Consider the following 16,122-nt stretch of genomic DNA (forward strand, 5'->3'; position numbering starts at 1 on the left):
AGATCAGCTAGACGCCCACGGTCTCCTGCACGCCGGTGAACAGGTCGTCCTCGGGCAGCGTGGTGTCCACGAGGGAGCGCGCCAGTTCGTAGTCCTCGGTCGGCCAAGCGGCGCGCTGCACGTCCATCGGCACGCCGAACCAGGGTCCGTCCGGGTCGATCTGAGTGGCGTGCGCGAGCAGCGCCTTGTCGCGCACCTCGAAGTAGTCCGCGCACGGCACCCGGGTCGTGATCTGCCGCTCGGGCCGGTCGCCCCAGCGTTCGATCCAGCCCTCATACGGCGACTGGAGGCCGCGCTCGATCATCGCCTCGTGCAGCGCGGAGATCCGAGCCTTGGAGAAGGTCTGGTTGTAGTACAGCTTGAGCGGTTGCCATGGCTCGCCGACCTCGGGATAACGGTCGGGGTCGCCCGCCGCTTCGAATGCCTCCACGCTGATCCGGTGGCACTGAATGTGGTCCGGGTGCGGGTAGCCCCCGTCCTCGTCGTACGTGGTCACGACGTGCGGGCGGAATTCGCGCATCAGCTTCACCAACGGTCGCGCGGCCGTGGCCACGTCCTGAAGCGCGAAGCAACCCTCCGGCAGCGGCGGAAGCGGGTCGCCCTCCGGCAGGCCGGAGTCGACGAAGCCGAGCCACGCCTGGTCCACGCCCAGGATGGCGCGCGCGGCGTCCATTTCGGCGCGGCGCACCGCGTGGATATTCGCCGCGATGTTCGGATCATCCTTCAATCGCGGATTGAGCACATCTCCGCGTTCGCCGCCGGTGCATGTCACCACCAGCACATTTACGCCTTCAGCGACATAGCGTGCCATGGACGCCGCGCCCTTCGAGGACTCATCGTCGGGATGTGCGTGTACTGCCATCAGCCGGAGCCGCTGATCCACGGGCCGGTCCCCTCGTCTGAACGGTTTTAGTCATTTGCCGTAGTCAAAGTCACGACAGCCTCTATAGTGGCGGACGACCGTGTTAGGCGCCGCCAGGTATGGCGTTCGACTCACGTCGGTAACACAGCATCGTTCGGTCGCGCTTCATTCCCGATTCCCAGGCACACCGAGGGATCCATGACGGACACGATAGGTTCGACTCCCGAGCCGCCCCGGCCTCAGCCGAGCCCGCGCGCGCAGCAGCGCTTCCGCCTGCCCGGCGAGCAGGCGGGCGCCCCGCGGCCGGCGGCCGCACGTCCCGGCGTCACATCCACCGCGACGTCCGGCACCTCGATGTCCGCGCGTGGTGACGGCTCCCTGCGCGCGATGACCCCGCCCGAGGGCCGTTACGGCGAGAAACGCGGCATGTCCAGGCCGCGCAAGCTCGGGCTCGCAGCAGCCGGCCTGGTGCTCCTCGGCGGCGTCGCCGGGTACGTCGGCTGGGAGATGTCGCACCCGCCGATCCAGGGCACGGTGACCAGTTTCAACGCTTCCACCACCTCGGTCGTGGTGACCTTCGAGGTGGACAAGGCGCAGGACAAGACCGCCACCTGCACCCTGGTCGCGGTGGACCAGCGCGGCGCCGTGGTCGGTGCCGCCTCGGTCCCGATCCTGTCCGGCCGGGCGAAGAACGTGCAGACGTACACGCTGCAGACGACCAACACCGCGAACACCGTCACCGTGCAGAGCTGCAAGCTGACCAGCTGACCAGCTGATCCGAACGCCGGTCAGAGCCGTTCGGGACCGCTCTGAACGCCAGGGACTCTGAACGCAAGGGACACAGTCCGGTCCGATCCGCACGGGGTGGTCGCGCGGAACCGGCCTGTGCGAGGTTCGCGTAGCTCCGGTCTTCCGCTGAGCATCGTTGCGCTGCGCATACGGCGTTGCGCACTGGGTCTCGCAGACCGCCTGCCTGGCCGTGATCGCAGTTCGCTGCGTATTGTCGGCAACGCTTGGTAGCCTCGTAGTTTCGCGGGTATCCGTCTACCGGTTACCCGGCAGGTCCATCCGTTTGACGTTACGAGGAGCATCCGTGACCCAGACCAGCGACAACGCCACCTGGCTGACCCAGGAGGCGTACGACCGGCTGAAGGCCGAGCTGGAACACCTCCAGGGTCCGGGCCGTACCGAGATCGCGAAGAAGATCGAGGCTGCCCGCGAGGAGGGCGACCTGCGCGAGAACGGCGGCTACCACGCCGCCAAGGAGGAGCAGGGCAAGCAGGAGGCCCGCATCCTTCAGCTGCGCCAGCTCCTGGAGAACGCCCAGGTCGGCATCGCGCCCACGGTCTCGGGAGTGGCCGCGCCCGGCATGGTGGTCAAGGTCGCTTTCGACGGGGACGAAGAAGACACGCTGGAGTTCCTGCTCGGTTCGCGAGAGGACGCCGGGGCGGCGATCGAGGTCTACTCGCCGCAGTCACCGCTGGGCTCGGCCATCAACGGACGCAAGATCGGCGAGAGCACCCAGTACGAACTGCCCAACGGCAAGACCATGGCCGTCAAGCTGCTCTCTGCCGAGCCGTACGCGGCGTAGCCCGCCCGAGACCTGCGCATCTCCGAAGGCCGACTCCGGCTCGCCGCCGCGAGGCGCGTTCCGGAGCCGGCCGTGGGCCGCGGGCTAGAGCCAGCCCTTCTCCTGCGCGATACGCACGGCTTCGGCGCGATTGCGCGCGCCGGTCTTCTGGATACACGCGGACAGGTAGTTGCGCACGGTGCCCTCGGACAGGCACAGCTTGTCGGCGATCTCCGCGTTGACGGAACCGTCCGCCGAGGCCGCGAGCACGTCGCGTTCCCGTCCGGTGAGCGGGTTGACGCCGTCGGCGAGGGCGGCGGCGGCCAGATCGGGGTCGATGACCCGCTCCCCCGCGAGCACCCGGCGAATCGCCTCGGCCAGCCGCGCCGCCGGGGCGTCCTTGACCATGAACGCCGCCGCGCCCGCCTCCATGGCGCGGCGCAGGAAACCGGGGCGGCCGAAGGTGGTGAGCACCACCACCTTCGTCTCCGGGTGGCGTCTGCGCAGTTCGGCCGCGGCGCTCAGGCCGTCGAGTCCGGGCATCTCGATGTCGAGCAGAGCCACGTCGACTCCGCCGAGCGCGGTCACCGCGTCGGCCACCTGGTCGCCGCGGCCGACCTGCCCGACGACGCGCATGTCCGGTTCCAGGTCCAGCAGGGTGGCCAGCGCCTCGCGGATCATCGCCTGGTCCTCGGCCAACAGGATCCTGATACGTCTGTCCTGGTCGCTCCCCGCGTTCACGCGGCCAACCCTAGCCCAACGTCACGGCACCGGGAGCGTCGCGCAGACCCGGAAACCGTGTGGACGCACCGGTTGCGCCGTCAGCGTCGCGGCGAACGGCGCGAGCCTCTCGCGCAGCCCGGTCAGTCCATTGCCCCACGGGGTGGCGCCCGAGCCGGATTCGGTCACGCCGTCCTGCGTCACGTCCGCGAGCACTCCCGCGGCCGGCACCGCCCGCCCGTCGTCGGTGACTTCGAGGGTGACCGTGGCCTCGCCGTCGATGCGCGCCTCGATCAGCCGGGCCCGGCACCAGCTCGCGCCGGAGTGACGCACCACGTTGGTCACCGCCTCGCGCAGGCACCAGGCCAACGCGGCTTCGGCGTCCGGGCTGAGGCTGCCGGAGCCGCGCAGCAGCGCGGAATCGACCTCGAAGGAGATCTGCGCCGCCTCCAGCGCGGCGCGCGCGGACGCCGTCTCCACCGCGAGCGTGGCGCGGCGGTATCCCGAGACCGCCTCGCGGATGTCCGCGAGCGCCTGCCGGGAGACGTGCTCGATGTCCGCGATCTGTTTCTCGGCCGCGGCGTGGTCGGCCGGCAGCAGCCGCCGCGCCAGTTCGGCCTTGAGCGTGATGGTCGCCATCGAGTGCCCCGCCAGGTCGTGCAGGTCGCGGGCCAGCCGCAGTCGTTCCTCGTTGGTGGCCAGGTGTTTGACGTCTTCACGGGCCTGGTGCAACTCGCCGATCAGGCCGCGCATCCGCCGCACACCCATGACCGCGACACAGGAGAAGAATCCCGGAAGCACCATCCAGCCCCAGGTCCCGGGGCCGACGCGGAGCGACACCCCCTCGATCACCATCACGCCGGTGGCGGTGAGGGCGCCCAGTGGCGCCCAGTGTCGTTCCCCGTCGAGCGGCAGCACCGAGCCGCAGGCCGAGGAGACGTAGATCCACAACGCGATCCAGGCCGGCGTGCAGAGGATCGGCAGTACGAGGGCCAGCGCGGCCAGTCCCGCGAGATACAGCAGGAGCCTGCGGTCCGCGGTCCGCCGCTCGTAGTTGCAGTCCCACCCGGCACGGCTCTGCATGGTCAGCCTGGAATAGACGTAGCAGAACACCCAGAAGCCGACGATGCCCACGATCTGCTGCCAGGCCGCGTATTTCCCGTTGAAGTTGTCGCCGAGCGGGACCAGCAGGTAGACCAGCCAGATCCCAGCCCACAGCCATCCGGTCCGGGACGGTGCCCGGAGCCAGATGGCTGCGTTTTCGCGGTCCTCACCGCTCATGTGCGCCGGCCGCCCCTGCTCAGTCGGCGTCCACGCCGCGGCGATACATCAGGGCTGCGAGAGTCCCTGCGCCGGCGGTCCAGGCCAGCAGGATCGCGACGCCGCTGGACGGCACGTGCGCCCCGCTGATCACATCGGTGGCCAGTTGGCGGACCTGGTACGTCGGCAACACCTTGCCGATGCTCTCGAGCGCCCCGGTCAGCGGGAAGAACTGCCCGCCGAGGAAGGAGCCGGCGACGTATACCAGGATGTTGACCATCTGCACCGAGTCCTGGGGCACCCCGTAGCCGATCGCGATGCCCATCGCGGTGAAGGCCAGCGCGCCGATCCACAGCACCAGAAACGCCGTGACCCACTTGGCGAAGCTCAGGTGCACGCCCATCGAGGCGCCGACCACGAAGACGATGATGATCGCCGGGACCGTGGCGAGCGTCGCCGAGGCGATCTTGCTGAGCACATAGCCGTTGCCGGGCAGCGCGGTCAGCCTCAGCTGCCTGATCCAGCCCTCTTTGCGCTCGGTGGCGATCTTCTGCGCGTTGGTGGTCAGCGCCGCGCCGAGAGCGCCGAAGGAAGCGTACGCGATCAGATAGTACGTCCGGTAGCTGATATTGGTGCCGTCCACCGTCTGACCCGCCTTGGTGGCGCTGGCGCTCAGCAGGAACAGCACCGTCGGGTAGAGGATGGTGAAGAACATGACACGGCGGTTGCGCAGGGCGCGCAGTACCTCCAGCCGGGTCAGCGCGAGCACACCGGTCATCGGGCATCCTCCGCTCGCGCCTCGGGCGCGTCCGCGCCGTTGTCCTGCTGCGTGATCGCGACGAACGCCTGTTCCAGGCCGAGCGCCGTGATCTCGATCTCCTCGGGCCGGTACCCGGCGTCCAGGATCGAGTAGAAGGTCTTGTCCGAGTCCGAGGTCTGGATCAGCACCCGCTCGTTGATGACCTCCAGCGAGACCACGTTCGGCAGCATCAGCAGCCGGTCTCGGGTGACTCCGGGCAGCCGGAAGGAGATTTTCTGAAAGCCGGCCTGCGCCTTGATGTCCGCGGCGGTGCCGTTGGCCAGCAGCCGCCCCTTGTTGATCACGACGACCTGGTCGGCGATCTGGTCCGCCTCCTCCAGGTAGTGGGTGGCGAACAGGATCGTCTTGCCGCGCTCGGCCTGAGTCTTCATCGCGGCCCAGAAGATCTGCCGGTTCTCCACGTCCATGCCGGTGGTCGGCTCGTCGAGCACGATCAGGTCGCTGTCCCCGGCGATCGCGATGGCGAAGCGCACCCGCTGGGTCTGGCCCCCGGACAGCTTGTCCGCCTTGCGTTCGGCGATCTCGGTGATGTTGGCCCGCTCGAGCACGTCGTCCACCGGCAGCGGCCGCGGGTGCAGCCGGGACATCAGGGTCACCAGTTCCCGCACCGTCACGTCGCTGAGCAGACCCCCGGACTGGAGCATTGCGCCCACGTGCCCGGCCGTGATCGCGTCGTGCGGCGGCTTGCCGAACACCCGCACCGTGCCGGAGGTCGGCCGGCGCAGGCCGAGCAGCATGTCGATGGAGGTGGACTTGCCCGCCCCGTTCGGGCCGAGGAACGCGACCGTGCGCCCCTGCGCGATGTCGAGGCTCAGCTCATCGACCGCCCTGACCTGCCCGTAATCCTTCGTGACGTTCTCGAACGTCACCGCGGCGCCTTGCGGCCCACCGCGTATTCCCGTTGTCATCGTCAGTCCCGTCGTCAATTCTCCCCGGATCTGCGGCTCGCTCGATCCGCACTCCGGCAACTGGAACCATCGAACAGGATCGCGCCGCGCCGCGTCAGTGCGCGGCGTCGTGAACCTCGTATGACAACCGTCATGCCCACAGCATGCACACGGTGCGGCAGGTTCGCGCGGCTGGGAGCAGGGCGCGAACCGGCGGCGTTGGGACCGGCGGCGTTCGGACCGGCGGCGATCAGTGCAGCAGACCGCCCAGGATGCCGGTCTGGGAAGGGCTCGGCGAGGATGACGGCGCCGAACCGCTGCCGCCGCCCGTGTTGCCGCCGCTCCCGCCGCCGTGCCCCTGTTTCGCGTCGGTGCCGGACCCGTTCGTCGGCGCGCGGCGGGCGCTCGGCCCCGAGGATGTGCCGCCCGAACAGCCCGCGGGGTTTTGTGGCAGGTAAGTCACGTGGAACTCTTCCGTGCCGACCCGACCGCCACCACGCAGCAGCGTGCGCGTCACGGCCACTTGGAAGCCCGCCGCCCCGGCCTGTGTGCACGAACCGCGCGACGGGGACGGCTGGACGACCGCGGTGCGCTGGGATACCTGGATGCTGACGTCGTCGTACGACTTCTCTCCGAGGAGCGCCACCGTGAGCGAGCGATTCGCGTACGACGCGTAAAGGTACACCGGATGGTCGCCGGTGTTCGCCCACTGCAAGTCCGTGCCGGGGGCGACGACCGCCGCGTCGAGTCCCACCGGATACCGGTCGATGTAAGCGGCGTGTGGGTGGTGCTGCACGTCGCCCATGCCGGCCGCGAAGGCCGCGTCGAACACCGCGGTCGCGACGGTGTCCACGCCGCCGGAGGGGTCGATGCCGGCGCGCTGCGCCGCGGCGCTCACCACGAAGCCGTTGGCCGCGCTCGGCGTACCGACCGTCCTGAGGAACGACCATGTGGCGCCGGGCGGCACGATGCCTCCGGCGACGAGCGAGGTCGCGCGCTGTACGTTGGCGGCTCGGTTCGTCGCGTCCGCGACCGGCAGCGTGTCGCTGCCGAGCACGTCCGTGATGCCGAGCGCCTGGGCGGCTGCGGTGGTGAGGTCCGCCGGCAGCGGGCCGATCGACGCCTGCGCCTTTCGCGGCGCGGACGCCGTCAGCGCGGGCAGCACCGCGTCTGCCAGGGCTGCGGGGGCGAAGCCGCGTCCGTCCCGGGCGGGTACGAGGACCGGGCGCCCATGGTCGAGCACGAACGAGGCGTTCACCGCGGGCTGTTCCTGCGCCAGCGTCTTGGCGGAGAGGTAGCCGCGCAGCCGTGTCCCGTCGAGCCGGGCGGTCATCCGGCCGGTCGTGTCGGGGGCGATGGTGAGCGCGTCACCGATCTGAGAAGGTGTCAGGTCCGTCGCGTCGGCTCCGGTGATGAGCTCGATCGGCGCCGAGACCGCTGGTCGGGCGATGGTGTCCAGCGCACTCTGCAACGCGGCCGACGTCGCCTTGGGCTCGAGCAGTTGCACGGGAATGAGGATGGGGCCGTCGACGCGCAGATAACCGTTGCGGATCGCGGTGGTGGCGCCGGCGACGCTGAACTTGCGTCCCTCCCGCGGCGCGGTGACCACGGGTACGCCCTGGTGGAACCTGATGGAGCCCTCTACCATCGGGGTGCCGTAGGAGGCCGCGGCGGTCTCCAGCGCGCGGCTGAGCGTTGCCTCGTCCACTCTGGGTACGGGCGCGACCTGGTGCGTCGCGCCGAACAGCGCGGGGATGATCACGAACGGGTCGGTCCGCGCCTGCCGCGCGGCCCGCACGGTGCTCTCGGAATCGAGGGAGAGCCCTGATGCGACGGGGTCGAGCTCGGCCGGGGTCTGGCCGATCACCAGCGGGATCGGTGCGCGGGAGGCCGGGCCCAGCCGTTCGTCGAGCACCTGCTCGGCGGCGACGGGGCTCAGCCCGCCGATCGGCACGCCCGCCACGACGGTGCCGTGCGGCACGCCGCCGTCGAAGACTCCGCTCGCGACCGCCAACGCGATGCCGTAGAGCAGGGCGCACGCGCCGGCCACGACCGCAGCGGCCGTCAGCAGTCTGCTGCCCGGGTGGCGCGCGGAGCCGGCTTCGGTGCCGTCCTCTTCCGGGTGGCCGGGCTTGGTCGAGCCGGATCCGGAGCGCGCGGCGTGAGACGGCACAGCGTGGGACGGCACAGCGTGGGACGGCACAGCGTGGGACGGCACTGGCTTCGCAGCCGGCGCGGGCGCGGGTGCGCGTACCGGTGTGGCTGCGGGCGCGGGTGTAGGTACGGGCTCGGGTACGGCTGCGGGTGCGTGCATGGGTGCGGACGCAGGCGCGGACGGCCGCGCGGCCGGCTTCGCGGGAATCCGGCGCAACTGTTGGGTCGGAGCATCGGGTGCTGTGATCCGACCGGCGGCGGGCGCGCCCGCGGGACCGCGCAGCGCCCTGGCGGTGGGTGACCCAGGATCCAGATACGCGGACTCGCCGGAGGAATTGTGGAAGATGCCCCCGAGGTAGCGCAGCGCGAGCGCGTGCCGGGCCGAGTCGTGCCCCTCCGCGGAGCCACCGACGCCGGGGAAGACCGCGGGCTGGGTCGGCACGCCGTAGCGCCCGCCGAAACCCGAAGACGGCACCACCCCGGGCACGTACTCGTAAGGGGCCTGATCCGCGCGGGTGAACCCGCCCGCGGCTGGATCCGACGCAGCCGCGCGGTCCGCCGGTTCGTCGCGGAACCAGTGCGCCGGCAGGTCCTCACCCGCGATGGCCGCGGCCACGCCGATGTCCGCCTCGTCGAACCCGGCCGCATCGAGCGAGGCTCGGTCGAGCGCGCTCTCGGCTCCGGCGGCGCCCTCGGTGGCGCGCGCCAGACCGGCCTGCGCCGCGGTGGCCTTCTCCAGGTCGAGGCCGAAGACCTGCTCAAGGGTGTCGTTGAAGGCGAACGCCAGCGCCGCGGCGTTCGCCTGCGCGGCCTGGTCCGGCGGCAGCGTCGTGGTCAGCAGCGCCGCAGTGGGCCGGGTGTCGTGCGGCAGCGGCACCACGAGTGTCGCGGTGGTGAGCGCGGCCAGTTCCGACGGCAGTGCGCTGGGACGCGCCGGCGAGGCGGCCACCTGCGCGAAGGGCGTGGCCGGTGCGGCGTCGCGGCGCTGACCCGAAACACCCTGCGGCACCGCGTCGCCATCAAGGTCCTCCCACGGAGCGTGCGGCCGCAGCGTCGTCGAGGGCTGCGGCGGCGTCGGCGGAAGCTTGATCACCAATCGCGCGGTCGCCTCCGAGGCGGAGGAGACGCGCAGCCCCTCTGGCTGTGGGGCCGCTGAATCAGCACGGGAAGCGGGATCGGGCGGGGCCGGATCCGGCTGCGGAACGGGCAGATATCCGCCGTAGCTGTCCGAGAGCGGGTCGGGGAACGGCGTCAGGTTGTAGCCGGGGTCGGCCGGATCCGGGAACCGGGGCAGCGGCGGAAAGTCCAGCAGATCGGTGGCGCCGCCGAAGGCCGCCTGTTCGCGGCGCTGCTCGCGCTGACCGGACGCGAGCTGCGGGTCGTGCGCGTCGCGGCGCCGGGGATCCGTGCCGCGTGCCGGGTAATCCGTGGATTCTGGAGCGTTCACAGCGCCGTTCCGGCCTTCCAGATCGCAGATCGACGTCCGCGCCGCCGCATCGGCTTGATCACGGACAGTGCCTAGACGACACCATAACGTGACTGTCGTTGCCAGGAGGGCGGACGACTGAGATTCCACCGTCGCGAGTGATGCGCTCAGGAGACCTCTCGGGGCTGCTTCGGCGCTTCGAGCAGGGTGGAAGGATCGGCGCCCGCCTCAGCGGGCACTCACCGGGCGGCCGAGTTCACCCCTTCGGGCCGGGAGCCGGGCCCGAAGCCCCGGCGGCGCCCGGATGCCGGGCGAGACGGGCGTTGAGCGAGGCGAGCCACGCCCGGTATGCCGACACGATGATCAGGGTCATGCCGCCGAACAGGTAAGTGATCGACTTCCAGTCGTTCGGCAGGATGACGTCGCCCTTGACCGCGAAGGAAGGCGGCGGGCCGAGGTAGGTCAGCAGGACCAGCGCCAGCAGCCAGCCGGCGGAGGCGAGGCTGACCGCGGAAAGGCGGGTGGGCCGCCACGAGTCGGCCTCCCCGGGGGCGAGCAGTTCGCTCAGGCCGAGCAGCAGGCCGACCAGTCCGCCGAAGGCGAGCAGCAGGCCCGTGGGCCAGGCCACGCCGAACCAGCTGGCGTCGGCGCGGTGCCCGAAGGAGCCAAGTGCGCCGACCACCAGGCCGACGACCGCCGCGAGCAGGAGCAAGAACAGGCGCACGGCCTTCGCGCGCGCCGCCGAGCCCGGCGCGCGCTCGTCCCGCGGGGCGGCGCGGGGGACCTCGTCCCGCGGCTGCGCTACGGCGTCGTCCGCGACACCGTTTCGGGCGGCCCTCTTCGGGGCGGCGTCCTGCGGACGGATCGGTTTCGGTCGGCTCACGGCTGCCATTGTGCGCTGTCCGCGGCGCTCGCTTCCATCTCGCAGGTAGCCGGCGGCCACTCGGCTCGGCCTTTCGGGGGCGAACCGGCCGGCCGATCGCCACCCGTCTCTCCTCGACGGCAACGCAGTGAGCGTTGTCGATCGGCCGATTCGCCCCCAAAACCAGACCAAACGCCCTCAGAGGGCGTTTGGTCTGGTTTTGGGGTCAACCATCACGATAGTTAGACGTCCGTTTTGCCCGAGAAGTCGGGTATCAGGCAGCGAATCGGCCAAGCGGCGGCGCTCGCAAGGCGCCGGAACACCCTCATACCGGGTTGTCTGTGGGTGTTTCGGCAACGCAGCGAGCGTCGTCGATCGGCCGATTCGCCCCCAAAACCAGACCAAACGCCCTCTCAGACCTCCAAACCCGCGAACAGGTCGGTTTCCGGCTTGTCCGGACCGGGTTCGCCGCGCGCCAACTGGAAGTACTCGACGCCCATCACCTGCTGGCCGAGCATGTTGGACAGCGCGAAGAACGGGCCGTCCACCGCGATCTGCGTGGCGTGCGCGCGCATCGCGGCGGCCTTGCGCTCGGCGTACTGCTCGGCGTGCACGACCGCCGTGACGGTGTCGTCCTCGGCGACGAACGGCAGGTCGTCGACCTCGTCGACCACGGTGAAGCCGGTGGAGCCCCCGGTCTCGCGCAGCGCTTCCAACCCCGCCCGGATCACCGAGCGCGGCAGCGTGGCCCAATAGATCTTGTCCACCGCGTGCGGGGTTTCGGTACCCGGATCCGCGGCCAGTTCCGCGGCACGCATCGCCACCCGGTGCGCCTGGATGTGATCCGGGTGGCCGTAGCCGCCGAACTCGTTGTACGTGACCAGCACCTGCGGCCGCACCTGTTGGATGACCGGGACCAGCAGCGCCGCGGCCTCGTCGACGTCCGCCTGCCAGAAACAGTCGGCCCGGTCGTTCGGCTCGGTGCCCATCATCCCGGAGTCCCGGTACCGGCCCGGTCCGCCGAGGAAACGGAAATCGGTGACGCCGAGTTCACGCATCGCCGCCGCCAGTTCGGTGATCCGGTGCGGGCCGAGCCGATCCTCCCGGTCCGCGGCCAGGTACGCCAACTCGGGCAGCATCACCTCCCCCATCTCGCCGAGGGTGCAGGTGACCAGGGTCACGCGCGCGCCCTCCGCGGCATACTTCGCCATGGTCGCGCCGGTGGTGATGGACTCGTCGTCCGGGTGGGCGTGGACGAAAAGGATCGACTGACCGGTACGCGGCAGCGGACTCATACGACGCCTCATGACCACAAGCGTAAGCGCGTGGTCCGGTAGAAGTCCGCCCACGACGTCTCGCAGTGCCGCCACGGATCGTATTCACTCGGTAACAGGAAACGAAGGGATTTCGGGGTCCTGACGCGCCTTCAGCGATTGATGAAGCAGTACACATACGCGGGTTCGCCGCACCGACCCGGGAAAGGACAACGCACCGCAGATGATGGATACGACCCCGGTGTCTCCGGACGTATCAAAGCGACCCCGAACCCCCGACGAGGCCGCCATGTGGTACGCGGTCACACTCGGTTGGCCGGTCACGCCGGGCGGCGATGTGGCCGGGAAGCCGCAGGCCGCAGGCGAACCCGGCCAACCCGCCTGCTCCGCCTGGCTGGCACCCAGCCCATGGCAGTGGGCCGCCTCCTGCGCGCCCGATCTGGTACGGACCCTGTGGCGGCTCTCACCCGGCGCGCCGGTCCTCGCGGTCCTCGGACGTCCCGTGCCGGGAGCGCGACGGCTCGGCATCGTGGACGTGCCCGCGCTGGTAGGCGTCGCGGCGCTGGAACGACTCGGCAAACACCCGGCCGCGGTCGGCCCGATCACCGACGGACAGGGCCGCATCCGGTTCCTCGTCGACCTGGGAACCGACCCGGAGGCCGAGTTCGGCCTGGCCAAGTGGCGCAAGGCAGGGCTCGACCTACGGGTCTGGGGGGCGGGCCGCAGCTGCCCGCTACCGACCCCGGGCGCGGCGGGGCCCTCCTGGGTGGTCTGGGCCGTGCCGCCCGACCCGCAGCGGCGCGCCCTGCCCCAAGCCCATCAGGTGGCCGTGGTGCTGGACCGAGCGGTACGCGACGCCTACCCGGCGTTGTGGCATGCCGCGGAGTGAAGGCGACGCGGGCGCGGCCGAAGCCGGCGAAGCGCCCGCAACGCCCCGATAGGATCAAGGGCATGCCCGATGAGCTCTCCTTTCCCCGGCAGTACGCCCGCACCCAGCGCTTCACCCTCGGCACGCCGCGGGCGTTCGCTATCGCCCCGGACGGCACGCGGATCGCTTTCCTGCGCGGCAAGAACGGCACCGACCGGGCGACCTGCCTGTGGACCGCGGACCCGGAGACCGGGGCGGAGAGGCTGATCGCCGACCCGGTGCGACTGCTCGCCGGGACCGGCGGCGAGCAACTGACCGAGGAGGAGAAGGCGCGCCGGGAGCGTTCGCGGCAGGGCGCCGCGGGAATCGTCGACTTCGCGGCCGACCGGGCCGTACGATGCGCCGTCTTCGCGCTGTCCGGACGGCTTTTCGTCGCCGACCTGACCGGTACCGACCCGGACGGTGCGGGCGTGCGCGAACTGCCCGCGCAGGGTCCGGTCATCGACCCGCGGCCGAACCCGGACGGGACACGCGTGGCGTATCTCTCCGGTGGCGCGCTGCGCGTCATCGGCATCGAAGGCACCGGGGATCGGGCTCTGGCGGCGCCGGACGGCCCGAACGTCACCTACGGCGCCGCGGACTTCATCGCCGCCGAGGAACTGGACCGGCACCGCGGCTACTGGTGGTCCCCGGACGGCAGCGAGGTGCTGGCCGCCCGCGTCGACGACTCGCCGGTGAGCCGCTGGCACATCGCCGACCCGGCCAACCCGCAGCAGCCGGCCCGCGAGATCGGCTACCCGGCGGCGGGGACCGCGAACGCGCTGGTCGGCTTGGTCCGACTGGGCCTGGACGGCGCGCGCACGCCGGTGACCTGGGAGCGCGCCGGCCGCCCCGGGAAGCAGGAAGCGGATTCGGCGGACGGGTCGGCGTTCGAATACCTCGCCTCGGTGCACTGGTCGATGTACGGGCCGCCGCTGCTGGTCGTGCTCTCCCGGGATCAGCGCACGGCCCGGATCCTCGCGCTCGCGCCGGACGGCTCGACGAAGGTGCTGGTGGAGGAGCGCGACCCGGCCTGGATCGAGTCCTTCCCCGGCTCGCCCTGCTGGTCGCCGAGCGGCGAACCTGCCTGGATCGCACCGCGCGGCGACGCATACCGACTGCTGCTCGGCGACCGCGTCCTCACCGCGGACGAGGTGCAGGTGCGCGCCTTGCTCGGCCTGAACGCGCAATACGCGTTCCTGTCGGTCTCCTTCGAGGATCCGACGCGGATCCACGTCGTCCGCGTCCGCCTCGCGGACGGCACGCTGACACACCTCGGTTCGGCCGACGGGGTGAACACGGCGGTGATCGGCGGCTCGCTCGCCGTCCTCACGTCCGCGACGCTCGACGAGCCGAACCGGCGCGTCGCGGTGCTGCGGATCGAGGGCCCGGACGGCGGCGCGCCGAAGCAACTGAGCGAGTTGCGGTCGGTCACCGCGCGGCCGAGCATCACGGCGCGGCCGCGTGAGCTCGTGCTCGGCGAGCGGGCGCTGCGCGGCGCCCTGATGCTGCCTTCGAACCACGTCCCGGGCACCAAGCTGCCGGTTCTGCTCGATCCGTACGGCGGACCGCACGGCCAGCTCGCGGTGGCATCACACAATGCGTATCTGTCTGCGCAGTGGTTCGCCGAACAGGGCTTCGCGGTGCTGGTCGCGGACGGGCGCGGCACGCCCGGCCGCGGACCGGCCTGGGACCGCTCGGTGCGTGACGACTTCGCCGGCGCGACCCTGGACGACCAGGTCGACGCGCTGCACTCGCTTCTGGCGCAGTTCCCCGACCTCGATCGCGACCGCGTCGCCATCCGCGGGTGGTCCTACGGCGGCTACCTCTCGGCCCTCGCGGTGCTCAAGCGCCCGGACGTGTTCCACGCGGCCGTCGTCGGCGCGCCCGTGACCGACTGGCGGATGTACGACACCGGATACACCGAGCGGTACCTCGGCCATCCGGATCAGGCGCCTGAAATCTACAACGCCAACTCCCTCTTCCCCGACGCCGGCCCGGGCGCATGGCAGTGGGCCGAACCGCACCGCCCGATGATGATCATCCACGGGCTGGCCGACGACAACGTGGTCGCCGCGCACACGCTTCGGCTCTCCTCGGCGCTGCTGGCCGCCGGCCGCCCGCACGAGGTGCTGCCCCTGTCCGGGGTGACCCACATGACGCCGGCGGAAGTGGTCACCGAGAACCTGATGCTGCTTCAGATCGACTTCCTGCGCCGTGCCCTGGCCCGCTGACCGCCCTTCGGGACGAGTCGTAGCGAAACCGTGACAACCGTGCCGCCGTGCTGTCGTCAACTCGTATGACAGCAACCTGTGTGGAACCAGTACTCTTTCTGGACGGTCGGTCATGGTCGAATCGGGATCACCCCGGAACGCGGGTGACGGCCGATGACCGTCACCTCAGTCGGGGCAGGAATGAGCGACACCGCCGACAACTGGCCGATCCTGGCCGAGCCGGAGCTTGCCGGGCCGCCCACGGGCCGCCGCAAGCTCGATTCCGACGCGGTGGCCGCCGAACTGTTCGCGGCGCACTACGGGAGGCTGGCCGGCTGGTGCCGCAGACTGCTGGACGACGACGACACCTCGCACGAGATAGCCATGGAGGCGTTCACGCGGCTGATCGTGCGACTGCGCAAAGTCGAGGACCCGGTCGGCTACTTGTACGTCATAGCCGCCAACCTGGTGCGTGACCACTGGCGCAAGACCCGCCGGGAACGCGAGATACTGCGGCATTCCAAGCACACCTACACGGCCGCCGTGGGCGAAGCCGAATTCCGCGAACGGGACCTGCGCTCGCTTGTCGAGAAGCTGCCCGACCGGCTGCGCGTCACGGTACTGCTGTACTACTACGCCGGATTCCCGCTCGCGGACGTCGCCCGGCTGACCAACCGGCCGGCGGGCACGGTCAAGAGCGACCTGTTCCAGGCCCGCGCGCAACTGCGCCAAGCGCTGGATGGCGCCCGATGAACAACGACGCATCCGATCGGGGCTCGCGCGGCGCCGGCGACCCGCGCGAAGAGGCCGAACGCGCCGAGCGTCTCTCCCGCGAGGACCGCTTCGAGGACAGCCTCGCGCACAGCTGGGATCCCACCGACGCCGCGGTCGACCGGCGGCTGCGCTCGCTCATCGGCCCGATCATCCCGCTGCACGCGCCGCTGTATGGATTCGAGCGTGTCCTGGTGCGGGCGCAGCGGCGGCGCGACCGCGCGCTGTTCGTCGGCCTTGCCGCCGGCTTCACAGCGGTCGCGGTGGCCGCCGGGGGCGTGGTGGCCGGCACTCGGTCAGGGGGCAGTACGGTGCAGACCGCGGCCTGCGACACGGCGAGCCGCAGCGCTGCGGGGGCAAGCCGGGAAGGAACAGGGTTCGGGTACGGGTTGGGGT

General features: G+C 70.9%; 14 protein-coding genes. 6 read left to right on the forward strand and 8 right to left on the reverse strand.

Translation table 11 applies throughout. The annotated features are described in order from the left end of the window. Positions 1-7: 7 nt before the first annotated feature. Entirely contained in the window at positions 8-883 is an 876-nt protein-coding gene (gene mca / locus KGA66_RS05400; RefSeq protein WP_211465163.1) for a mycothiol conjugate amidase Mca, read from the reverse strand. Positions 884-1,060: 177 nt separating this feature from the next. On the opposite strand from mca, the gene KGA66_RS05405 reads away from it, so the two are divergent. Together KGA66_RS05405 and greA are read left to right on the forward strand one after the other, a co-directional pair. After that, positions 1,061-1,630, forward strand: a complete 570-nt coding sequence (locus tag KGA66_RS05405; protein WP_211465164.1) for a DUF4307 domain-containing protein — start codon at positions 1,061-1,063, stop codon at positions 1,628-1,630. A 325-nt stretch (positions 1,631-1,955) separates the two neighbouring features. Then, entirely contained in the window at positions 1,956-2,453 is a 498-nt protein-coding gene (gene greA / locus KGA66_RS05410) for a transcription elongation factor GreA (RefSeq protein WP_211465165.1), read from the forward strand. 84 nt (positions 2,454-2,537) lie between these two features. On the opposite strand, the gene KGA66_RS05415 is transcribed toward greA, so the two are convergent. From KGA66_RS05415 to mshB, 7 genes are all read right to left on the reverse strand, one after another. After that, entirely contained in the window at positions 2,538-3,173 is a 636-nt protein-coding gene (locus tag KGA66_RS05415; protein WP_312886765.1) for a response regulator, read from the reverse strand. 21 nt (positions 3,174-3,194) lie between these two features. Next, positions 3,195-4,433, reverse strand: a complete 1,239-nt coding sequence (locus tag KGA66_RS05420) for a sensor histidine kinase (RefSeq protein ID WP_211465166.1) — start codon at positions 4,431-4,433, stop codon at positions 3,195-3,197. A gap of 19 nt (positions 4,434-4,452) precedes the next feature. Continuing rightward, entirely contained in the window at positions 4,453-5,190 is a 738-nt protein-coding gene (locus tag KGA66_RS05425) for an ABC transporter permease (RefSeq protein ID WP_211465167.1), read from the reverse strand. After that, positions 5,187-6,140: an ABC transporter ATP-binding protein gene (locus KGA66_RS05430; RefSeq protein WP_211465168.1), complete on the reverse strand. Its 954-nt coding sequence runs from the start codon at positions 6,138-6,140 to the stop codon at positions 5,187-5,189. The genes KGA66_RS05425 and KGA66_RS05430 overlap by 4 nt, the downstream gene beginning before the upstream one ends. A 229-nt stretch (positions 6,141-6,369) precedes the next feature. Continuing rightward, positions 6,370-9,720: a VanW family protein gene (locus KGA66_RS31435; RefSeq protein ID WP_211465170.1), complete on the reverse strand. Its 3,351-nt coding sequence runs from the start codon at positions 9,718-9,720 to the stop codon at positions 6,370-6,372. Between the two features lie 235 nt (positions 9,721-9,955). Next, positions 9,956-10,582, reverse strand: coding sequence for a DUF6113 family protein (locus KGA66_RS05440; RefSeq protein WP_211465172.1), 627 nt, complete (start codon positions 10,580-10,582; stop codon positions 9,956-9,958). Between the two features lie 392 nt (positions 10,583-10,974). Next, positions 10,975-11,856, reverse strand: coding sequence for an N-acetyl-1-D-myo-inositol-2-amino-2-deoxy-alpha-D-glucopyranoside deacetylase (gene mshB, locus KGA66_RS05445; protein WP_369015817.1), 882 nt, complete (start codon positions 11,854-11,856; stop codon positions 10,975-10,977). A 268-nt stretch (positions 11,857-12,124) separates the two neighbouring features. Between mshB and KGA66_RS05450 the strand changes: the two genes are divergently transcribed. From KGA66_RS05450 to KGA66_RS05465, 4 genes are all read left to right on the forward strand, one after another. Continuing rightward, positions 12,125-12,724: a bifunctional DNA primase/polymerase gene (locus KGA66_RS05450; protein ID WP_211465176.1), complete on the forward strand. Its 600-nt coding sequence runs from the start codon at positions 12,125-12,127 to the stop codon at positions 12,722-12,724. Between the two features lie 62 nt (positions 12,725-12,786). Then, complete coding sequence (locus tag KGA66_RS05455) at positions 12,787-14,976, forward strand: S9 family peptidase (protein ID WP_211465178.1); 2,190 nt, start codon at positions 12,787-12,789, stop codon at positions 14,974-14,976. 153 nt (positions 14,977-15,129) lie between these two features. Then, positions 15,130-15,708, forward strand: a complete 579-nt coding sequence (locus tag KGA66_RS05460; RefSeq protein WP_246507061.1) for an RNA polymerase sigma factor — start codon at positions 15,130-15,132, stop codon at positions 15,706-15,708. Further along, on the forward strand, positions 15,705-16,122 hold a 418-nt coding region (locus KGA66_RS05465), incomplete at its 3' end, for a hypothetical protein (protein WP_211465180.1). The genes KGA66_RS05460 and KGA66_RS05465, both read left to right, overlap by 4 nt.

Origin of the sequence: Actinocrinis puniceicyclus (assembly GCF_018283645.1) — a bacterium.
GTDB lineage: Bacteria > Actinomycetota > Actinomycetes > Streptomycetales > Catenulisporaceae > Actinocrinis > Actinocrinis puniceicyclus.

Excerpts from the sequence above, each read along its gene's own strand:
- KGA66_RS05405 (WP_211465164.1), top strand. The coding sequence starts at position 1,061 with ATGACGGACACGATAGGTTCGACTCCCGAGCCGCCCCGGCCTCAGCCG.
- KGA66_RS05420 (WP_211465166.1), bottom strand. The coding sequence starts at position 4,433 with ATGAGCGGTGAGGACCGCGAAAACGCAGCCATCTGGCTCCGGGCACCG.
- KGA66_RS05425 (WP_211465167.1), bottom strand. The coding sequence starts at position 5,190 with ATGACCGGTGTGCTCGCGCTGACCCGGCTGGAGGTACTGCGCGCCCTG.
- KGA66_RS05430 (WP_211465168.1), bottom strand. The coding sequence starts at position 6,140 with ATGACAACGGGAATACGCGGTGGGCCGCAAGGCGCCGCGGTGACGTTC.
- mshB (WP_369015817.1), bottom strand. The coding sequence starts at position 11,856 with ATGAGTCCGCTGCCGCGTACCGGTCAGTCGATCCTTTTCGTCCACGCC.
- KGA66_RS05450 (WP_211465176.1), top strand. The coding sequence starts at position 12,125 with ATGTGGTACGCGGTCACACTCGGTTGGCCGGTCACGCCGGGCGGCGAT.
- KGA66_RS05455 (WP_211465178.1), top strand. The coding sequence starts at position 12,787 with ATGCCCGATGAGCTCTCCTTTCCCCGGCAGTACGCCCGCACCCAGCGC.
- KGA66_RS05460 (WP_246507061.1), top strand. The coding sequence starts at position 15,130 with ATGACCGTCACCTCAGTCGGGGCAGGAATGAGCGACACCGCCGACAAC.